The organism is Spirosoma sp. 209, assembly GCF_002006735.1.
Lineage (GTDB): Bacteria > Bacteroidota > Bacteroidia > Cytophagales > Spirosomataceae > Spirosoma > Spirosoma sordidisoli.
The window spans coordinates 235,746-255,209 of record NZ_MVEC01000009.1; the positions used below are offsets into that span (position 1 = coordinate 235,746).

Below are 19,464 nucleotides of genomic sequence, written 5' to 3' on the forward strand. Positions count from 1 at the left end.
AATCTGAATCTGTCCTGGTGGTATGCTAGTCAGATTCTCTTGCAATTTACCCATAAAAAAACACCCCAATCGGCGATCGGCCTGTTTTTTCATAAAGATACCATCATACAAGGCCGGTACGGGTCAGGGCTGGCCAGGGTCGGGCTTTACCCGCCCCCGCCGAAGCCGGGCCAGCGCCGGCTGCAGCGTATCGCGCTCCACCACAAGAATACCTACCAGAAACAGACCCAGCAGGGCCAGATGCACCGGTACGCCAATCCACAGATTATCGATCGGAAACCGCCACGACGCCCAGATCAGCAGGCCACCACCGGCTATATAGCCCAGCGCCGAGCCCACATCGTACGGCACCGGATAGTACTTCTGACCAAGCGCATAGCACAGCACCAGCATTACCAGGCTCGACGTTAGAAACGCCAGTACGCAGCCCATATAGCCCATTACCGGAATCAGCACGATATTACCCACCACCGTAATGGTGGCGCCAACCACCGTAATCAGCGTGCCGAAGCGGGTCTGGTCGGTTAGTTTGAACCAGAGGCTGATGTTCTGGTAAACGCCCAGAAACAGATTGGCCAGCAGCAGCAGCGGCACGATGTTAAGCCCCAGCCGATACTGCGGAGAGAGCATGAGCCGCCCCAGCACGTCGACGTTCAGGCTCACCCCCACCCAGATCAGCACGCAGACGATGGTGAACCACTTGGTAACCCGCGCCAGCAGATCGGGCGCGTTTTTATCCTCGGCCCGGGAGAAAAAGAACGGATCGGCCGCAAACCGGAACGACTGGGTAGCCAGGGCCATAAAAACCGACAGCTTGAAACAGTTGCCGTAAATCCCCAGCACATCTTCGTTGGTCAGTAGAGCCCCGTCGAGGCCGCGGTACAGGCCTTCGGGCAGGTAGTGACGCAGAAAAAGCCGGTCGGTCAGGCCGTTGACCACGTTGGCCAGCCCCGTCAGCATAATCGGATAGGCGTAGATGGACAGCGTTCGGATACGCTCGCTGTCGAGCTGGAAACGGAACCCCTTAAACGCATCGCGCAGCAGCACGAAATAAAACGCATTGCCAAGCAGGTTGGCCAGGAATATATAGCCCGGACCAACCGCCGGATCGTAGAAGAGCCGGATAAACGGCTGCAGTCCGCTGAGGTAGCGCCCCCGGTCGATATCGGGGCAGATAACCAGAAAAAACACGTTGAGCAGCACCACCAGGCCGATATTCAGCATACGGGCCCAGACGAACTGACGGGCTTTGTTCTCGACCCGCAGCCGCGCAAACGGAATGGCCATGATGGCATCGATGGCAATGATCAGCGCCGACCAGCGAATGAAGGTGGTCTGACCGGGGTAGTCGAGCCAGACCGTAATCTGGGGTGCCAGGTAAAGCAGCAGCGCCGTCATCGTGCCGGTAATAACCAGCACCAGGCTCAGCGTCTGGCTGAACGTATCGGCCACCCGGCTCGCTTTATCGTCGCCTTTGGAGCGGGCCGCAAACCGAAAAAAAGCCGTATCGAGTCCGAAGGTGTAAAAGACCAGCAACAGCGCGATATAGCCATAAAATTCGACGTTGGACGATAGCTGCTTGGGCTGGGCGAAGGCGTAGGTCTGGATCGGAACCAGCACGTAATTGAGCAGGCGACCCAAAATTGTACTGATGCCATACAGGGCCGTATCACCCGCTAATTTTTTAAAGGCACTCATTCAGAACGGACCCCGATTAGGAAAGGGGTCCGACAAAGTTACGGCGTTTGGCTATCTTTGTCAGTTGAATGAATAATGTATCATGACCCGTGTGTCATACGCTTTGGGTTCATTTCATTATTCATGGTACATTATTCATTGTGCATTAATGAAATCTATCTCTTCCGCGCTGATTTCCGTCTATTACAAAGACGGGCTCGAGCCCCTCGTCCGGTTGTTACACGAGCAGAACGTCAAACTCTATTCAACGGGCGGCACCCAGACGTTCATCGAACAACTCGGCATTCCCGTTACGGCGGTTGAAGACCTGACCGGCTACCCGTCGATCTTTGGTGGTCGGGTCAAAACGCTGCATCCTGCCGTTATGGGGGGTATCCTCTACCGGCGCGAACTGCCCGAAGATCTGGCCCAGGCCGAGCGGCACCGCATACCGCCCATCGATCTGGTCGTGGTTGACCTGTACCCGTTCGAGGAAACCGTGGCGTCGGGCGCGTCAGACGAGGATGTGATCGAGAAAATCGACATCGGCGGTATCTCGCTGATTCGGGCGGCTGCCAAAAACCATAACGATGTGCTGATCGTGTCGTCGCGCGATCAGTATGCCGATGTGGTCACGCTGCTGACGGAGAAAAAAGGCCATACCGACCTGGCCGATCGGCGGCAGTATGCGCGCCAGGCCTTTGCGGTCACGTCGCACTACGACACGGCCATTCAGGCTTATTTCAGCGCCGACGAGACAGACAGCACCGGCGACCCCTCGATCAACGAAACGATCTATGATTTCAGGAGCCTGTCGGCCAGCCATCTGCGCTACGGCGAGAACCCGCACCAGCAGGCTACCTTCTACGGCGATCTGGAAGCGCTCTTCACGAAACTGCACGGCAAAGAGCTATCCTACAATAACCTGGTCGATGTCGACGCCTGCGTGCAGCTGATCGATGAGTTTACCGACCCGTCGGCGGCTTTTGCCATCATCAAACATACCAACGCCTGCGGAGTCGCCACGGCCGACACCCCGAAGCAAGCCTACCTCAACGCCCTCTCCTGCGATCCGGTATCGGCCTTTGGGGGCGTAATCATCACCAACGTACCTGTCGATCTGGAAACCGCCGAAGAGCTCAACAAGCTGTTCATGGAAATCCTGATCGCCCCCGGCTACGCACCCGAAGCGCTCGACCTCCTGAAGTCGAAAAAGAACCGGATTCTGCTTCAGCGGAATGCCATCGCGCTGCCGACAGTGATGTTCAAAACCATCCTGAACGGGGTGCTGGAACAGGATAAGGACAACCAGACCGAAACAGCGGCTCAGTTCAATACCGCCACCAACAAAGCCCCCACCGAGAGCGAAGTACGCGCCCTGGAGTTTGCACTCAAGATCTGCAAACATACCAAGTCGAATACGATCGTGCTGGCCAAGGAAAACCAGTTGCTGGCGAGTGGCGTGGGACAGACCTCCCGGGTCGATGCGCTGCGGCAGGCTATCGAGAAAGCCGGTTCGTTCGGGTTCGACCTGAACGGGGCCGTTATGGCGTCGGATGCGTTCTTCCCCTTCCCCGACTGCGTCGAAATTGCCAGCCAGGCCGGCATTACGGCGGTGGTGCAACCGGGCGGCTCTATCCGGGATCAGGACTCGATCGATTACTGCAACGAGCACGGCATGGCTATGGTCGTGACGGGTGTGCGGCACTTCAAACACTGATTGTTCAGACTGACGAGGCCCCGCGGCTTCGTCAGTCTTCTCTTACCCGCATCGGCTATGCAACTGCTTTACACCGCTTACTGCGCTGTTTACCTTGTGCTGCTGTACCTGCTGCTATTTCCGTTGCAGTTTCTTTTTCTGCAGCGGGAGGCCTGGAAACCGCTGGCCCACCGGGTAAACCGCATCTGGGGACGCCTATTCTTTTTCGGAGCCGGCATTCCGGTGCGGATCGAGCATCGGTTCAGGCCCGACCCGCGGGGCACCTATGTCTTTTGCGCCAATCACTTTTCGTACATCGACATTGCGGCCATGGGGGTCGTTGTCGATAATTTCTTCGCGTTTGTTGGCAAGAGCGAGGTGAAACACATTCCGCTGCTGGGCTACATGTTCGCCAAGCTACACGTGCAGGTCGATCGGTCGCAACCCAACAGCCGGGCCTACTCGCTGGCCAAATCCATCCGAACGCTGGCGGGCGGACGGAGCATCATGATTTTTCCGGAAGGAGGTATCCGTGCTGCGCATCCGCCCACCATGGAATCGTTTAAGGATGGCGCGTTTATCATGGCCATTCAGCAGCAGGTCCCCATTGTACCGATCTCGCTGCTGAATAACCACCAGATTCTGCCCGATACACCAAAAGTCCGGCTGTACCGACATCCCCTGCGAGCGGTCATCCACCCGCCCATCGATACCAAAGGCATGACACAGACCGACGTAGAGCGCCTGAAACAGGAAACCTACCGCATCATCAACGCCGAACTGACCAAAGAAAAACAAATCCCCGCGTAGAGACGCAACCGCCCGGCGGCCCGGCTATTGCGTCTCATTCGCGTCAGCAACCTTTGTATCAGCAGTCAAGTCTATAGCCGGGTTGTTGCTGACGCCAGAGAGACGCAAAAGATTGCGTCTCTACAAAAAAAGAAACCGTATGAAAGTCGATTCAGAAACATTGCAGAAGATTGCCCATCTGGCCCGGCTGGAAGTAAGGCCGGACGAAGAAGAAGCCCTGCTCAGCAGCATGAACGGGGTCCTGACCTGGATGGAGCAACTCAATGAGGTAGACACTACGGGCGTTGAGCCCCTGACGCACATATCGCCCGAAGTCAACGTCCTGCGCGACGATGTAGTGGGCCAGCATCTCTCCCGCGAACAGGCACTGGCCAACTCGCCCCAGCATAACGGGCAGTTCTTCGAGGTGCCAAAGGTGATGGAGTAACGCCGTCAGGGCTACCCGTCAGGCTGTTCCCATCCCGGATCGATTGGCCAGCAGGGTCCGGATCGGTTCGGCCACCGCTTCGGCATGGAAAACCAGGCAGAAATGATCGCCCGGCACGTCGACAAACGGCTCGTCGGGCGGGCTGACGATTGAATCACGCCGGGCGTGGATACGCAGGTCGGGCTGAACCCTTAGCGGAGCCACTTTCGCAAAGAGCGTTTGCAGCTGCTGCCAGACGTACAGTCGCGCCATGGTGGTCGAGCCTTCGAGCAGCTGGTCGTATAAAGCACGGGACTCCTGAAACGGGTATGCCTTCCGGAAAAAGCGGGTCAGCATCCGGCTCTGCGTCAGGCCCGTATTCAGCATCAGCTTCAGAATGGTCAGATTATCGGTCGGAAACAGAATCTTTTTCTGGTTCGTCCACGACGCCAGCTGAATAACCGTAGCCCCGCTCAGTTCCTTGATGTTGATGGCCACCCAGCCGCCCATCGAGTGACCAATGATTACATCGTCGGCCCTGATTTCGTACAGGTCGATCAGGGTCTGAGCCAGCTTCCGCACGTTCACCGCCCCCGCCGGTTGCCAGCGCTGGAACTCGTCGGCCAGGTTGATACGGACGTACTCGGCCGGAGGCAGCAGCGGCACCAGCGTATCGAAAATAGTAGGGTCTTCAACATACCCGTGAATCAGCAGGATGCGGTTCCGCATACGATAACGAGTCAGCGTCAGGCCAGGATCGGCTTTACAATTTTGCCGGCCACATCGGTCAGCCGGAAAGGCCGGCCCTGAAACTGGAAGGTTAGCTTGGTATGATCGAACCCGAGCAAATGCAGAATCGTGGCCTGCAGGTCATGTACGTGTACTTTATCTTTTACGCCGTAGTAGCCAATGTCGTCGGTTTCGCCGTAGGAGAATCCTTTTTTGACCCCGCCACCGGCCATCCAGACCGTAAACGCATCGAGGTGATGATCGCGGCCCATGAAGGGCAGCACCTGCCCATCGCGGTTCTCCTGCATCGGCGTACGGCCAAACTCGCCCCCCCAGACAACCAGCGTTTCGTCGAGCAGGCCGCGCTGCTTCAGGTCGCGCAACAGGGCCGCCACGGCCTGGTCAGATTCTCTACATTTTGTTTTGAGGCCGATCTCGATGGCGCCATCGGCACTGGTGCCATGGGTATCCCAGCCCCAGTCGAACAGCTGCACAAACCGAACCCCGCGCTCCACCAGCCGACGGGCCAGCAGGCAATTGCGGGCAAACGACCCCTGCGCCGGGTTTACACCGTAGCTATCCAGAATATACTGCGGCTCACTCTTGATGTCCATTGCATCGGGCACCGACATCTGCATCCGGAAGGCCAGCTCATACTGCGCAATACGGGTCAGAATTTCGGGGTCTTTCACCTCGTCGTACTGCTGCTGGTTGATCTGGCTGATGGCATCGATCGTTTGCTTTCGCACGTCGCGGCTGATACCCGACGGATCTGACGCATAAAGAACCGGATCTCCGTCGGTGCGGCACTGAACCCCCTGGTAGACCGTTGGCAGAAACCCACTGCCCCAGACCGACTTACCCGCATCGGGCTGTTTACCGCCCGATGCCAGCACGATATAGCCCGGCAGGTTATCGTTCTCCGTACCCAGCCCGTAGGTCACCCAGGAGCCCAGGCTGGGCCGACCCAGCCGCGCGCTGCCCGTATGCATCAGCAGCTGCGCCGGGGCATGGTTGAACTGATCGGTATGCATGGCTTTGAGGAACGTGATGTCATCGACAACGCCCTGCAGATGCGGCAGATAATCCGACACCCACGCCCCCGACTGCCCGTGCTGCGCGAACTTACCCTGCGGCCCCAGCATTTTGGGAACACCCCGGATAAACGCGAACTTCTTGCCTTCGAGCAACTCCTGCGGACAGTCTTTTCCGTTGTATTTGGCCAGCTCGGGCTTGTAATCGAACAGTTCCAGCTGGCTGGGCGAACCGGCCATGTGGATATAAATGATGCGTTTGGCTTTGGGCAGATACGCCGACGGGCGTGGCGCCGTAGCCGATCCGTCGGGCATCAGCGCCCCACCCACCTCGTTCGTTGCCGAACTGTCTTTGCCCAGAAAGCCGCAGCTTCCCAGCACGGAGCTAAGGGCCATGGCGCCCAGCCCCGTTGAGCAGGTGTGCAGAAAATGGCGCCGGGTTTCGCGTTGGGCAGCCGCGTGCTGAAGTTCTTGCAGGAGCTTGTTCATTATTCCTTCGTTATCACTTCGTCCAGGTTCAACATTGTATTGGCCGTTACGGTCAGCGCGGCCTGCTGGGGCGTTACCGGTACGCCGTCGGCTTTGGCGAGCAGCTTTTGAGCCTCGTCGGGCTTCTGTCGGTAGTACTGTTCGGTATTGCGGTAGAGCCGGGTCAGCACGGCCAGCTTGGCGGGCGGCAGATCGCGCAGCATGACCCGCCGAAAGCCGGCCTGTATCTGAGTCTCGGGCGTTTGGCCGCGCAGGCGCATGTAGTCGGCCAGTTTCTGGGCGGCTTCTACGTAGACGGGGTCGTTGAGCGTCACCAGCGCCTGCAGGGGCGTATTGGTTCGCAGACGACGCAGCTGGCAGAACTCCCGGCTGGGGCTATCGAACGTCACCATCGACGGATACGGAGCCGTGCGCTTCCAGTAGGTGTACAAAGCCCGCCGGTGCAGGTCCTCGCCGGTGCTCTGTTTCCAGGTATCACCGTCGTAGGGCGACTGCCAGATGCCTTCGGGCTGAACCGGCATAACGCTGGGGCCGTACATTTTCCGGCTCAGGAGCCCACTTACCGTCAGCGCCTGGTCGCGCACCTGCTCGGCCGAGAGCCGCACCCGCGGGCCGCGGGCCAGCAGTTTGTTGAACGGGTCTTTGGCCAGCAGCTCGGGAGTCGCTTTGGCATACTGACGGTATGTGGCCGAGGTAACCATGCGTTTGAGCATCTTCTTCACGCTCCAGCTGTCGGTTTCCATGAACTCGGCCGCCAGATAGTCGAGCAGTTCGCGATGGGTAGGCGGTATGCCCTGGGTACCCATGTCCTCTACCGTTTCAACGATACCCGTTCCAAAGAGCTGCTCCCAGAACCGGTTAACGGCCACCCGGGCCGTCAGCGGATGGTCGCGGCTGGTCATCCAGGCAGCCAGGCCCAGCCGGTTGCGGGGTAGTTTGGGGTCCATAGCCGGAAACGATTTCGGCACATCGGGCGTAACCCGCTTGCCTTTCACCAGCCAGTTACCCCGGTCAAAAATGTGCGTGGGCCGCGCCAGATCTCCCGAACCGTCGAGCATGATCGGCGTTTGTTCAGGGTCTTTGTTGAGCAGGGCCAGGTACCGTTTCTCCTGTTGCAGATCGGGCAGCGCCTGCTGAAAGGCCACCCATTTGATCATGGTCCAGTTTTTCGGATGCTTCGGGTTACTGAACGACAGGTGCAGGCTGTGCTGACCCGTTACCGCCGGCAGCGCGAAAATCTGGATGGTATCTTTCCATTCACTACCCGTCTTCGGCACCGGCTGGGTCAGCAGCACCGGCCCGTTAGGTCCGTCCTGCCGGATGGTCAGGGTGGCGCCGGTTTCTTTGGTGCCCCAGGCAATCAGGAGCCGGTTCTGGCCCGTCAGCGTCACCTTGTCCAGCTGGCCCACGCCTTTATCCTGCGCGCCGAAGTACTTGGCATCGAGCAGCGACGCATTCATTAGCTGTTTGATATCGTGCGAGTTGAACTTGGGCTCCATGGTCCGCAGAAACCGCTCGTGAATCGATTCGGTACGGGCCGATACGTGGGTACGCAGCCACTGTTTCAGCGCCACCGCTTCGGCCGAATCGGCACCCTGGTAAAACCGGAGCGTCGGCGTTTCGCTCGTCACGTCTTCGTCGCGGGTGTTGTTAAAGAAAGCGAGGTACTTGTAATATTCGTCGTGGGTAAACGGGTCGTAGGGATGGCTGTGGCACTGGATACAGGCAAAGGTGGTACCCTGAAACACGTCCCAGGTGGTATTGACCCGGTCAATGACGGCCGCTACCCGAAACTCCTCGTCCTGGGTGCCGCCCTCATCATTGGTCATCGTGTTGCGATGGAAACCCGTAGCAATAAACTGCTCATCCGACGCCTTCGGCATCAGGTCACCGGCCAGCTGCTCGGTCAGGAACAGGTTATAGGGTTTGTCGGCGTTGAAGGCGTTGATGAGGTAATCGCGGTAGCGCCAGATTTTACGGCCCGGATCGCGTTCGTAGCCTTTGGTATCGGCATAACGGGCCAGGTCGAGCCACATGCCGGTCCAGCGTTCGCCGTATGCGGGTGATGCCAGCAGCCGGTCAACTACTTTTTCGTAAGCCGTCGGGGATGGATCGTTCTGGAAGGCGGCCACTTCCTGCTGCGTGGGCGGCAAACCCGTCAGGTCGAGGGTTACCCGCCGGATCAGCGTAGCCCGGTCGGCCTCGGGCATGGGTTTGAGCCCTTCGTCGCGGAGTTTATCAAGAATAAAATGGTCGATTTCGTTTTTGGCCCAGCTGGTTTCATCGCTGCCGCCCAGCCCCAGCCGCGACCAGAACGTACCGATAGCGGGTACATCGGGTTTTTCGACGCGCTGGTAGGCCCAGTGATCGCCCCATTCGGCTCCCTGGTCGATCCATTTGCGGAGCAGATCGATTTCGTCAGGTTTGAGGGGCGGGTGGTCGAGCGGCATACGCTCGTCGTCATCTTCGGCCAGCGTCAGCCGGCGGATCATCTCGCTGGCATCGGCATCGCCCGGAATAATGGCAGGCTTGCCTGACTTGGCCGGCGCTACGGCTTCGTGTCTGAACAGAAGCGAAAAATCCGATGCTTTTTTTACCCCGCCATGGCAGGCAATGCAGTTTTTGTTCAGCAGCGGCTTGACCTGCGTGTTATAATCGACGCGGCTTTCGAACACGCCGAGAAACGACGATAAAACCAACGCCCCGCCAATGCCGGCTACTCCCAATACGATCCAATTCGCTCTCATACGTTTCGTACAGATGCAACTGTCTTCTTTCCCTATATAAAAGGAAAAGCAATCGGTTTTACTCCAATTTAATCGTCGGTGAGTTCAAATTTAACCAAATCCGGTCAATAACCGTTCAGTATCAGCCGTTCACTGAACCCGAATGTCGACTTGGGCGGTGTCGTCTTCGCCGTTGGTAGTGCCGTTATTGGGAGTCGAGTCCGGGTCGGCCTGACCGGATGCCGTCAGTTGAGTGGTGCAGACACCGCGCCCCGCCGAAACAGCCCGCGCCGAGAACCGAAAGACGTGGCTGGCTCCAGCCGCCAGGCTACTGATACCTCCCGACAGCCCACCCCCGCCCGGCGCCAGATCATCGCCCGGCACGAATGACAGGTCAGTCGGCAGGTACGCCATCACGTTCACACCAGTGGCCATTGAGCCGCCGGTATTGGTGAGCGTAATGGAAAACGAAATGACCTCGTTGAGCCGCGGGGTTCGGTTGCTGACCGCCACGCGCAGGCTCAGGTCGGCCCGGGCGGGGTCGGGCGTGGGCTGGTTGCTTTGCACAGCGGGCAGCGGCACCTGGTTGGGATTGGGTGACACGAAGACGCCCGCGCCCGTTTGCGCGGTTCTGAAGTCAAGCCCGGTCGCATCGTCCTGCCCGTCGCCGGTGCCGGAGTTGGGCTGACTGTCGGGGTCGAGCTGGGTAACCTGGGCAATCTCGGCGGAGTTTCGGTAAAAACCGGTAGCGGTTGGTTTGACCGTAAACGTAAAGGTGCCCTGAGTACCGGCTTCCAGGCGGTCAATCGTTCCGGACACGACGCTTCCGCTGCTGGTCATGGACGATGGCACGGATACCACCGCCAGGTTGTCGGGCAGCCGATCCCGTACCAGAATGTCGGTGGCTGCGGCCGGGCCCTGGTTCCGCACCGTCAGCGAGAGGGTAACGGGTTCGTTCAGCCCCGGCGTCCGCTGGTCGACCGATGCGGACAGGCTCAGATCGGCAGCCGGAATCTGGCTGGTAATCCGGAACAGGTTCGACGGTACCGCCGGCATGACGGGCGCACTCGACACAACCCGAACCCGGTACCGGCCACTCTGATAGTCGGCAGGCAGCTTCACCCGAACCGGGCTGGCCGAGCCGCTCCCGAGGGTGGCTTTGTAGCGACCCAGCGAATCGAGGAGCTGCACCTGCCACTGGTTCCCGCTGCCAAACGTACCGGAGGTCACAAACGTAACGCGCAGACTATCGGCGGGCAGCACGTACTCGGCCAGCGTTCCGGTAGCAGCAAACACCTCGGGCGTGATGGGCTGGGCGGTCTGAAAAAAGCTGCTGCTGAGGCTGTTATTCCAGTTGCGGGCAAAGCGCGACAGCCCCATATTGACCGGAATGCTGTTCGGATCGAGGTAATACTGCGGATGAACCGAGGGCCGGAGCGCGTTGGCAAAATGAACATCCGTATCACCACCGTTCCGGTTCTGGATTGTGTCGTTCAGCGGCCCCTGAAATACGTTGAAACCCGGCGTAGCAATGACCGCTTCCTGCTGCGACACGACGGCGGGGGTCGTTACCTGTCCGTTATACGACGCCCGCGCCACCACCCAGGCCATACTACGACTTCCATAATCCTGCCTCGCCTTCTCGATGACCGATCGTAGTATAGAGGCATACTGCGGAATCTGATCCCGCGCTACATCGCCTTCAGCCTCGCCCTGGTGCCAGAGTACGGCCCGGATGCCCGCCATCGATGCGTAATACTGAAGTACATTTTTCAGGTTGGTGTAGGGTTGCAGGTTCTGCCAGTTTTCGTTGCAGAAATACGCGTTGCAGGTGGGTATGCCCCGGGCCGTTTTGTCCCAGTTGTCGATCGTTGAGCCATCCCAGCCAGCTACGTAGAAAGCGACCGGCACGTTATACCGGTTCACGATATAGTCGCCCAGTTCGCCCCAGCCCCACGAGCTTTCGGCCATCGGGAAAATACGCCGGCCGGCGGTCAGGGCTTTATAGACCGGAACCGGCATCGGATCGCCCGACGATAGCAGCGGCTGAGGACTGGGCGGGTAGTAATGGTTGATGGAGTCGATGGCGTTGACGCGGTCGGTAGCCGTGCCGAGATCGTTATCGCCGATCCCCAGCCCGCGCGAGTTAGATTGTCCGGCCGTTACGAACACTTCGCCGATGCCGACGGGCTGCACGGTAGCCTCACTGCTGACGGTATTGCTGACAATGGCCCGAACCGAGAGCGTATACCAGCCGCCCGTTCCGGTAATGTAGCCCAGAAATACGCCATTGACCGGGTTGGTCTGAACCGGTTGCCAGGCGGTTTCGGTGCCCTGCCCCGCCACAACGGGCGTTAGCCGGGCCTCGATCCGGTCGGCCTGCCCCCGTACTTGTCCCGACACGTATAGCCGCCCGTTGCCATCGTTTCCGCGCTGTATGACCAGCCTCGCCATAGGATGATTGATCTGAAGCTGGGCAATCGACAAAACCGGACTGCTGAGTAACAACAGCAGCCAAAGCAAACGGCTACACATGACGGCATACTAATATACCGCGAAGATAGAAAAAGTAACGTCGGTTCTCCAGTTCAGGCTTCGGGCCTGCCTTACTTTACCGCGTTCGGGTCGGCCGGTTCTTCAAACAGAAGGTAGGTGTTTCGCCGAACGAGTACAGAGGCCAAAGGGCCGGATCAGTAGCTTGACCTTACCCTTTGACATCCACGCGTCATTCTGCGTTTTGAAGGATTGCTACTCTACCTCACAACGACTTAACCACCCTGGCTGGCACCCCCGCCACCACCGTGTTAGGCGGCACATCACGACTGACTACGGCACCCGCAGCCACGATGGCGTTTTCGCCGACGGTAACGCCCGGCAGGATGGTGGCCCCCGCCCCGATCCAGGCGTTGCGTTTGATCACAACTGGCCGCGGAATCAGCGTTGTTCGGTCGGCCGGGTCCAGCGGATGATTTTCGGAGGTCAGGTTTACCCTTGGTCCAATCTGTACGTCGTCTTCGATGATAATGCCGCCAATATCCAGAAACGAGCAGGCATGGTTGATGAAGATGTTTTTACCCAACCGAATAAACCGACCGAAATTGGTGTGAAAGGGTGGGAATATCGTCGTCGATGGGTCGATATCCACGCCGATGATCTCACCCAGTTGGGAACGTACCTGATCGGTATCGGTTGCCGTCGCGTTCATGGTAACGCATAACCGGATGGTCCGCGCCACGACTTCGCCAAAGCGGGCATAGTCAGGATCGTCTTTGCGAAGCGGTTCTCCGGCCTGCAGGCGGCCAAAAATATCGGTACTAGCTTCAAGAGACATATTACTCGAACAATGTGAACAACATAGAGCAGTGCGCCTAACTGACCTTACCGTATTCTCTTTTTGGTCCTGCTGACGAAGAAAGCATCTCGACGCAGACGATCGACAGTGCTTCCTTCATCAGCAGGACCAAAACAGTCAGTTTGATAAAAGGGTAAGTTGATCCACTCTGTTTATTCTACGTCAGCTTTCTCAGGAGTTTATCCGGAGTAATCGGCAAGTCACGTACGCGTTGGCCAGTAGCGTTAAAAACTGCATTGGCTACCGCTCCGGCAAAGCCGATCAGCGCGATTTCACCCATGCCTTTGGCACCCATCGGATTGATGATCGGGTCGGGCTTATCGATCATGATCGTTTCGATGGCCGGTACGTCGGCATGCACGGCTACGTGATAATCGCCCAGGTTGTTGTTCACGAATCGGCCAAACCGGTGGTCAATACTGGCTTCTTCCGTTAGCGCCATACCAATGCCGCCGGCCACGCCACCGATCATCTGGCTGGCCGCCGTTTTGGGGCTCACAATGCGCCCCGAATCGGCCACGCTGACGGCTTTGGAAACGCGCACAACCCCCGTCAGTGGGTTGACACGTACCTGCACGAAATGCACCGAGAACGAGTACATCGAATACTTACTCTGCTCCGACCCACCTTTCGAGTCAGCACTTTTGTCGATCACCGTCAGGTTATTCGCTCGCATCAGCTCGCTCAGGGCTACTTTTTTACGGGGTTCTTTCTCCACCGACAGCACACCGTCGGCTATGATCAGCTCATCGGCCTGACGACCTGCCAGCGATCCACCTTCTTTGATGGCCAGTTCGGTCAGTTGTTTTTTAACCGCTGTGCAGGCGTCGAACACCGCCGAGCCTACCGCCGATACAATGGCCGAACCGCCCTGCGTGGGCGCTTTGGGCAGCGAGGTGTCGCCATACTCGACCTTGATCTGATTGAGCGGCACGCCCAGCACGTTATGGGCAATTATGGTCAGGGCCGTTCCGGTTCCCGGGCCAATGTCGGTCACGGCGCTTTGTATCGTCAGGGAGCTATCGGCTTTGAGCAAGGCCCTGGCCGAAGCTTCCCAGCGGAAGGCGCTAAACACGCCCGTGCTCATGCCGTAGCCAATCAACCAGTCGCCTTCCCGCTGGCTACCCGGCTCGTTCTTCCGGTTACTCCAGCCAATAGCGTCGGCCCCGCGCTGATACGCTTCTTTGAGATTTTTGCTCGAATAAGGCCGGTTGTGTTCGGGATCGGTTTCGGTATAGTTGCGTAGCCGGAACTCGATGGGGTCGAGGTTCAGCTTATGGGCCATTTCATCCATCGCCGATTCGAGGGCAAACGCGCCCGTAGCTTCGCCCGGTCCGCGCATCCAGATAGGTACGCTCCGGTCGAGCCGCACGATGCGGTAGCGGGTGCTCACGTTCGGGCAGTCGTACATAAATTTGGTCATGTTGACGGTCGCTTCCGTGAAGTCTTCGTAGCTGGCCGTTTCGGCGGTTGCTGCGTGGGCAAGACCAACCAGCTTCCCGTTCGTGTCGGCACCCATGTTGATGGTCTGCACGGTATAAGGGCGGTGGCCCACCAGCGTAAACATCTGCGAACGGGTAACCACCAGCTTCAACGGACGACCAATTTTCCGGGCCACCGCCACCACTGCCGTTTCCTGCGGCCACGTACGCAGGCCCATGCCGAAGCCACCACCCATGAATTCGGTATGCACGTGAATATTCTTCGGGTCGAGTTTGAACGCCTGGGCCATCGCCTGCTGCGTGGCGTTAACGCCCTGCGTTTTGGCGTAAATCATTAGCTTGTCGGAGGCTGTCCAGTGAGCCAGAATACCATGTAATTCCATCGGGTTGTGCACTTCAATGGGTATGGTATAATTGGCTTCCAGCCTGACAGGAGCCGACTGATAGGCATCGGCTTTGCCCCGTAAATAATTGCCGCCATCGGCGCCCTTCGGGGCAACGCCCTCCGACAGGTGCTTTTCCAGTTCGGTACGGGCTGCCTGTTTGTTGTAAGTTGCCTTGACAAGCGAAGCGGCATAGGTGGCCCGCTCGAAACTGTCGGCCACCACGATGGCGATGGGTTGCCCGTCGAACAGGATTTTAGGGCTGCTCAGAATTCGGTAGGTCTCCTCTCTCTTGGGCTTGGGGGCCGGTCCGTCGGCCTCTCCGCCAACGGGTGCATCCCAACCCGGAATGGGAGGCATATTCTGATGCGTGAACACGCCGAGGACGCCCGGTGCGCCCTGTGCTTTTTTAGTGTCGAGGCTGGTAATCGTGCCCCGGCCAACCTCGCTGCCGACCAATACGCAGTAGGCCATGTTGGGCAGCTCAAAATCAGCAAAGTAATTGGCCCCGCCGGTCACTTTCAACCGCCCATCGACCCGGTCGATGGGCGGATTTTTTGTGTCTTTTGTCATAATTAGGCGGTTTTGGTAGCTGTTTTCAAGGCGTCGATAATGGAGTTGGGGGCCAGGGTCAGCTTGAAGTCGTTCTCGCCGTAGCCCTTTGCGCCGTTCATCGCCAGCATGGCAGCTTGTTTGAAGTTGGCTTCGGTAGCAGATTTACCGCGCAAAAACTGCTCGGCTTCGATCAGTCGCCAGGGCTTATGGGCCACACCGCCCATGGCCAGGCGTATATCCTGAATGGTATCTCTCTTCATGTCAACTGCCACCCCAACCGACACCAGGGCGAAGGCATACGACGCCCGGTCGCGAACTTTCAGATAGTGTGAATGGTCGGCAAACTTATTCGTTGGGATATCGACCGACATAATCAGTTCGCCGGGCAGCAGCGTATTGTCTTTCTGGGGCGTATCGCCGGGGAGCCGATGGAAGTCGCCGAACGGAATGGTACGATCGCCCTTTGGGCCGGATACATTCACGGTAGCATCCAGCGCAGCCAGAGCGATACACATGTCGCTCGGGTGAACGGCGATGCATTTGGTGCTGGCTCCGAAAATGGCGTGCATCCGATTGATGCCGCCGATGGCTCCGCAGCCCACCGGCCCGTTGGTCTGTCCTTTATCAGCACCAGCCTGCACTGGGCTTCGCTTGTTGCAGGGCATGGCTGTATCGTAAAAATAAGCACAACGGGTACGCTGCATCATATTGCCGCCTACCGTCGCCATGTTCCGAAGCTGGGCTGACGCCCCCGCGTTGAGCGCCATCGTCAGCAGCGGAACATACTTCTTTACCAGCTCGCTTTCGGCTACCGCCGAATTTTTAGCCATGGCCCCAATGCGCAGGCCCGTAGCCGTTTTTTCGATGGTTGCGAGCGGTAGTTTGTTGATGTCGATCAGCCGCTCGGGCACCACCACTTCGCGCTTCATTAAGTCGATCAGGTTCGTGCCACCTGCCAGAAAATACGAACCGTTTCCAGTCGAAATGGCCGAAACGGCCGCTTTGGGGGTTGTTACCCGCGTATATTGAAATTGGTTCATACCCTGGCTCCTCCCTTTTTAACGTCCATAATGGCATCGACAATGTTGGCGTAGGCTCCGCACCGGCATATGTTGCCGCTCATGTATTCGCGAACCTCCTCGGGGCTGTCGGCATGGCCTTCACGAATGCAGGCTACCGCCGACATAATTTGTCCGGGAGTACAATAGCCACACTGAAAGCCGTCGTGTTTGATAAACGCTTCCTGCATGGGATGCAATGGCCCGTCGGGTCCACCGGGGGTTAGCCCCTCAATGGTTGTGACTTGGCTACCTTCTGTCGTCATCGCCAGGGTCAGACACGAGTTGACCCGCTGGCCATCGACGTGCACTGTACAGGCCCCGCATTGCCCGTGGTCGCAGCCTTTTTTGGTGCCGGTTAGATGCAGTTGTTCGCGCAACAGGTCGAGCAGCGTAACGCGGGGTTCAATGGCTAGGGTTCGCATTGTGCCGTTGATCTCGACATGCAGCGGCATCTGCTCGAAGGCGGCAGCCACTTTTTCATCCAGTCCGTTCGCCACGGCGGTCATGGCCGCTGGCGGAGTCATAGCCAGAGCTGCCAGGGCCGAAGATTGTTTGAAGAAAACCCGGCGGGATGCATTGGGGGCCTCTGACTTGCCCCCGGTGTTTTCGTACTCAGCCATAAGTTGGTTAGTTTAAGATCTGCATCTCCAGAATCTCCCTCCGCCCCCTGAAGGCAGTTGTTTGCGAATCCGGTTTTCAGCCCCAGCCTCTAAAGGTCAGTATTGGCAAGAAAGTGTTGATTACCGCCACCAGCCAAATCGATTAGTGTCGGATAGGTTTACGGTTCGTTGTTCGTGTTCACTGGCGCTCAAACGTAACCGTTACGCTTCCGGACCCGAGCGCGGCAGCGAGGCCCGCCGGATTGTCGACACGTCCTAGTTTTGTATAACTGTAGGCGGTCGGAAACGTTTTATAAAACAGTACCAGCGTGGTTGACCCGTAGAGCATCAGGTCGCCGGTTTGAATGGTTCCGGGCGCCGATGCGCGGGAGGGCAGGGCGTTGGGCAGCTCAGCGAACTTCTCGTTGCCGTTCAGTTCCTGCATCGGGATCGTCAGTGGCAAACGTGCTACCAGGGCCGTCGCCGTTGGATTATTCAGCAGCGTTGCGGTAAAAACGGTCGCGCCAATCCTGATATTGAGTCGGCTCTCGATCGCATCATTTGTCTGAGTTTCGGGACTTTCACCGTTCAGTATGCCGGAGGCTATCGGGTTCTCCAGTGTGCAAGCCATGATTGCTATGCAAAAGAGCAACAGGGAAAAAGAGATGACGAATGAGTTTTTCATTAGATACCTGCCTACTTGCTTAGTGAGCGATCCTGTACTCCTCATCCGTAACCGCCTGCAGCCAGTTGACGGCCCCGCCTTTGCTTACGTTCGGATTAATAGCGGTATGGGTAAACGTACCGTTGGGGCCGGCGCCATGCCAGTGTTCAACCATCGGCGGTATAGTCACCGAATCGCCTTCCCGAATAAGCCGGGCGGGTTTTCCCTTCTCCTGATAGAAGCCGATGCCCTTCGTAACAACCAGTAGCTGACCGTTGGGATGCGTATGCCAGAACGTTCTGGCTTTGGGGTCAAAGGTGACGCTACTCACGATGCAGTCGGTTTCTGCGTTGGGGCCGACCAGCGTAGTTACCCAAACCGTACCGCTGAAGCTGGTGGCAGGCCCCCGGGTCGCTTCGGGGGCGCTGTTTATTTTTGATTGCTGAGCCATAGCCAGAGGTCCTGTTCCCATGATAATTAGAAGGCTACCAAAGAGTAGCGTAACAAATTGATTTCGTACCTGTTTCATCCGAGCAGTTTGGTTTACCAAGATGAGGTCGGTGGCTTTTACAACGTCGCCATGTCGATGACCAATCAGTGACGAACGTTAAGCAGCAACCAGACATCCTCGCCCTATCGATCATACAAACGTACCAGCCACGAGGGAGCAACTTTATAGGAAAAGCAAAGCTCTTTTTATGAAAATCACATATCAACTCATAAGCTGAGCCAACGGCCCCATTGCTGGCAAGTTTCCACGTCGAACATTACCACCTGACCTGCAACTACTTACCTGGCAATATCTTTGATTTGTATAGGCACCGGCACTTTACCGCGCCAAAACACATTTTATGATTTATGGAGACACGACCCCACCGCCGAACTGGCGAAGCTCAACCCATAACGATGGTCTATGATATGCCATCTGTCTTGCCACCCGGCACCACGCCCGTGAGTCGGCTGTATTATGAGGACTGGAATATTAAGGTGGTGGACCGTGAGAAGACCGGCTGTGACAACTACCTGACCCCCAACCGCCGTGATTTTTATAAGATCATGTTCATGACCAGCGGCACGGGCGTGAAAACGATGGGGAAGGATAATTACTACATCGACGAGCGTACGATTCTCTTTCTGCACCCCAACGAGATCGTGTGCTGGCGCAACGCGTCTCCCAAAGCAGGCGGGGGTATCTTCTGCATGTTCAAGAAGCGATACCTGGATCAGCACCCGTCGCTGAAACTGATTATCGACCGCTACAAGTTTTTTACGGAGAAAAAAATCCTTCGCCTGTCTGATCAGTCGGCGCAGATGATTCACAGCCTGCTGACCCAGATGAAAGCCGAAGCTGCCTCGGGCGGGGAACTGGCCGAAGAAGCCATGCAGGCCTATGTCCAGCTGATCCTGATAGAGAGCCTCAAAGGCACCGACTACGCCCCCGTCGGCGAGATCACCAACGACTACCGGCACGTCTATAATTTTTTCGAATTGCTCGAAAAAGAAACCAACCTTGCCAACCTCAACAACCCAATCCGGATGCGCACCGCCCGCGACTACGCGGAGACACTGAATCTGAACCCGAACTACCTGAATGGGCTCGTTAAAAAGCATACCGGCCAGACCATCAGCACCCTGATCAAAAATCGCCTGCTCGAAGAAAGTAAGGCCCTGCTGGTCCAGACCGACTGGACACTTCAGGCGATCAGCCAGATCATTGGCTTCGCCGATCAGCCAAATTTCAGCCAGTTTTTCAAAAAGTACGTAGGCCTTACGCCCAACGAGTTCCGGCGCTCGCCTATCTCTCCCGATTACGAAGGCTGAGCCAGGCGCGCAAGGCC

General features: G+C 57.6%; 15 protein-coding genes. 4 read left to right on the plus strand and 11 right to left on the minus strand.

Annotated elements, in window-relative coordinates:
* Positions 1-123: 123 nt before the first annotated feature.
* Positions 124-1,698: an oligosaccharide flippase family protein gene (locus tag B1C80_RS16295; protein WP_077922247.1), complete on the minus strand. Its 1,575-nt coding sequence runs from the start codon at positions 1,696-1,698 to the stop codon at positions 124-126.
* Positions 1,699-1,846: 148 nt separating this feature from the next.
* Here B1C80_RS16295 and purH point away from each other — a divergent pair, with 148 nt between their 5' ends.
* The 3 genes from purH (at position 1,847) to gatC (ending at position 4,613) form a co-directional block, all read left to right on the plus strand.
* Entirely contained in the window at positions 1,847-3,397 is a 1,551-nt protein-coding gene (gene purH, locus B1C80_RS16300; RefSeq protein WP_077922248.1) for a bifunctional phosphoribosylaminoimidazolecarboxamide formyltransferase/IMP cyclohydrolase, read from the plus strand.
* A 57-nt stretch (positions 3,398-3,454) separates the two neighbouring features.
* Positions 3,455-4,186, plus strand: a complete 732-nt coding sequence (locus B1C80_RS16305) for a 1-acyl-sn-glycerol-3-phosphate acyltransferase (protein WP_077922249.1) — start codon at positions 3,455-3,457, stop codon at positions 4,184-4,186.
* A 139-nt stretch (positions 4,187-4,325) separates the two neighbouring features.
* Positions 4,326-4,613 (plus strand): Asp-tRNA(Asn)/Glu-tRNA(Gln) amidotransferase subunit GatC, encoded by a 288-nt coding sequence (gene gatC / locus B1C80_RS16310; protein ID WP_077922250.1) that lies wholly within the window; start codon positions 4,326-4,328, stop codon positions 4,611-4,613.
* An 18-nt stretch (positions 4,614-4,631) separates the two neighbouring features.
* On the opposite strand, the gene B1C80_RS16315 is transcribed toward gatC, so the two are convergent.
* The 10 genes from B1C80_RS16315 to B1C80_RS16360 all read right to left on the minus strand — a co-directional run bounded on the left by B1C80_RS16315 (position 4,632) and on the right by B1C80_RS16360 (position 18,098).
* Positions 4,632-5,321 carry an alpha/beta fold hydrolase gene (locus tag B1C80_RS16315; RefSeq protein WP_236648810.1) on the minus strand — a complete coding sequence of 230 codons (690 nt, stop codon included), beginning with the start codon at positions 5,319-5,321 and terminating at the stop codon, positions 4,632-4,634.
* A 17-nt stretch (positions 5,322-5,338) separates the two neighbouring features.
* A complete protein-coding gene (locus B1C80_RS16320; RefSeq protein WP_077922251.1) occupies positions 5,339-6,844 on the minus strand; it encodes a DUF1501 domain-containing protein in 1,506 nt (501 codons plus the stop codon).
* Complete coding sequence (locus tag B1C80_RS16325; RefSeq protein ID WP_077922252.1) at positions 6,844-9,591, minus strand: DUF1553 domain-containing protein; 2,748 nt, start codon at positions 9,589-9,591, stop codon at positions 6,844-6,846. Before B1C80_RS16325 ends, B1C80_RS16320 begins: the two co-directional genes overlap by 1 nt.
* A 129-nt stretch (positions 9,592-9,720) precedes the next feature.
* Entirely contained in the window at positions 9,721-12,105 is a 2,385-nt protein-coding gene (locus B1C80_RS16330; RefSeq protein WP_077922253.1) for a DUF11 domain-containing protein, read from the minus strand.
* A 223-nt stretch (positions 12,106-12,328) separates the two neighbouring features.
* Complete coding sequence (locus B1C80_RS16335) at positions 12,329-12,901, minus strand: sugar O-acetyltransferase (protein ID WP_077922254.1); 573 nt, start codon at positions 12,899-12,901, stop codon at positions 12,329-12,331.
* A 178-nt stretch (positions 12,902-13,079) separates the two neighbouring features.
* A complete protein-coding gene (locus B1C80_RS16340) occupies positions 13,080-15,320 on the minus strand; it encodes a xanthine dehydrogenase family protein molybdopterin-binding subunit (protein ID WP_077922255.1) in 2,241 nt (746 codons plus the stop codon).
* A gap of 2 nt (positions 15,321-15,322) precedes the next feature.
* Positions 15,323-16,342, minus strand: coding sequence for a xanthine dehydrogenase family protein subunit M (locus tag B1C80_RS16345; protein WP_077922256.1), 1,020 nt, complete (start codon positions 16,340-16,342; stop codon positions 15,323-15,325).
* Complete coding sequence (locus B1C80_RS16350; protein WP_077922257.1) at positions 16,339-16,983, minus strand: (2Fe-2S)-binding protein; 645 nt, start codon at positions 16,981-16,983, stop codon at positions 16,339-16,341. The genes B1C80_RS16345 and B1C80_RS16350 overlap by 4 nt, the downstream gene beginning before the upstream one ends.
* Before the next feature lie 178 nt (positions 16,984-17,161).
* Positions 17,162-17,593 carry a cyclophilin-like fold protein gene (locus tag B1C80_RS16355; RefSeq protein ID WP_236648811.1) on the minus strand — a complete coding sequence of 144 codons (432 nt, stop codon included), beginning with the start codon at positions 17,591-17,593 and terminating at the stop codon, positions 17,162-17,164.
* A 73-nt stretch (positions 17,594-17,666) separates the two neighbouring features.
* Positions 17,667-18,098 carry a cupin domain-containing protein gene (locus B1C80_RS16360; RefSeq protein WP_201723568.1) on the minus strand — a complete coding sequence of 144 codons (432 nt, stop codon included), beginning with the start codon at positions 18,096-18,098 and terminating at the stop codon, positions 17,667-17,669.
* A gap of 386 nt (positions 18,099-18,484) precedes the next feature.
* Between B1C80_RS16360 and B1C80_RS16365 the strand changes: the two genes are divergently transcribed.
* The gene (locus B1C80_RS16365) at positions 18,485-19,447 is read left to right on the plus strand and encodes a response regulator transcription factor (RefSeq protein ID WP_077922259.1); all 963 of its coding nucleotides are present in this window, start codon (positions 18,485-18,487) and stop codon (positions 19,445-19,447) included.
* Positions 19,448-19,464 lie beyond the last annotated feature (17 nt).

What these genes read in the sequence shown, in the direction of transcription:
- B1C80_RS16325 (WP_077922252.1), bottom strand. Translation starts at nt 9,591, where the DNA reads ATGAGAGCGAATTGGATCGTATTGGGAGTAGCCGGCATTGGCGGGGCG.
- B1C80_RS16350 (WP_077922257.1), bottom strand. Translation starts at nt 16,983, where the DNA reads ATGGCTGAGTACGAAAACACCGGGGGCAAGTCAGAGGCCCCCAATGCA.
- B1C80_RS16315 (WP_236648810.1), bottom strand. Translation starts at nt 5,321, where the DNA reads ATGCGGAACCGCATCCTGCTGATTCACGGGTATGTTGAAGACCCTACT.
- B1C80_RS16305 (WP_077922249.1), top strand. Translation starts at nt 3,455, where the DNA reads ATGCAACTGCTTTACACCGCTTACTGCGCTGTTTACCTTGTGCTGCTG.
- B1C80_RS16355 (WP_236648811.1), bottom strand. Translation starts at nt 17,593, where the DNA reads ATGGCTTGCACACTGGAGAACCCGATAGCCTCCGGCATACTGAACGGT.
- B1C80_RS16320 (WP_077922251.1), bottom strand. Translation starts at nt 6,844, where the DNA reads ATGAACAAGCTCCTGCAAGAACTTCAGCACGCGGCTGCCCAACGCGAA.
- B1C80_RS16340 (WP_077922255.1), bottom strand. Translation starts at nt 15,320, where the DNA reads ATGACAAAAGACACAAAAAATCCGCCCATCGACCGGGTCGATGGGCGG.
- B1C80_RS16335 (WP_077922254.1), bottom strand. Translation starts at nt 12,901, where the DNA reads ATGTCTCTTGAAGCTAGTACCGATATTTTTGGCCGCCTGCAGGCCGGA.
- B1C80_RS16345 (WP_077922256.1), bottom strand. Translation starts at nt 16,342, where the DNA reads ATGAACCAATTTCAATATACGCGGGTAACAACCCCCAAAGCGGCCGTT.
- B1C80_RS16330 (WP_077922253.1), bottom strand. Translation starts at nt 12,105, where the DNA reads ATGTGTAGCCGTTTGCTTTGGCTGCTGTTGTTACTCAGCAGTCCGGTT.
- B1C80_RS16295 (WP_077922247.1), bottom strand. Translation starts at nt 1,698, where the DNA reads ATGAGTGCCTTTAAAAAATTAGCGGGTGATACGGCCCTGTATGGCATC.
- B1C80_RS16360 (WP_201723568.1), bottom strand. Translation starts at nt 18,098, where the DNA reads ATGGGAACAGGACCTCTGGCTATGGCTCAGCAATCAAAAATAAACAGC.
- B1C80_RS16365 (WP_077922259.1), top strand. Translation starts at nt 18,485, where the DNA reads ATGGAGACACGACCCCACCGCCGAACTGGCGAAGCTCAACCCATAACG.
- gatC (WP_077922250.1), top strand. Translation starts at nt 4,326, where the DNA reads ATGAAAGTCGATTCAGAAACATTGCAGAAGATTGCCCATCTGGCCCGG.
- purH (WP_077922248.1), top strand. Translation starts at nt 1,847, where the DNA reads ATGAAATCTATCTCTTCCGCGCTGATTTCCGTCTATTACAAAGACGGG.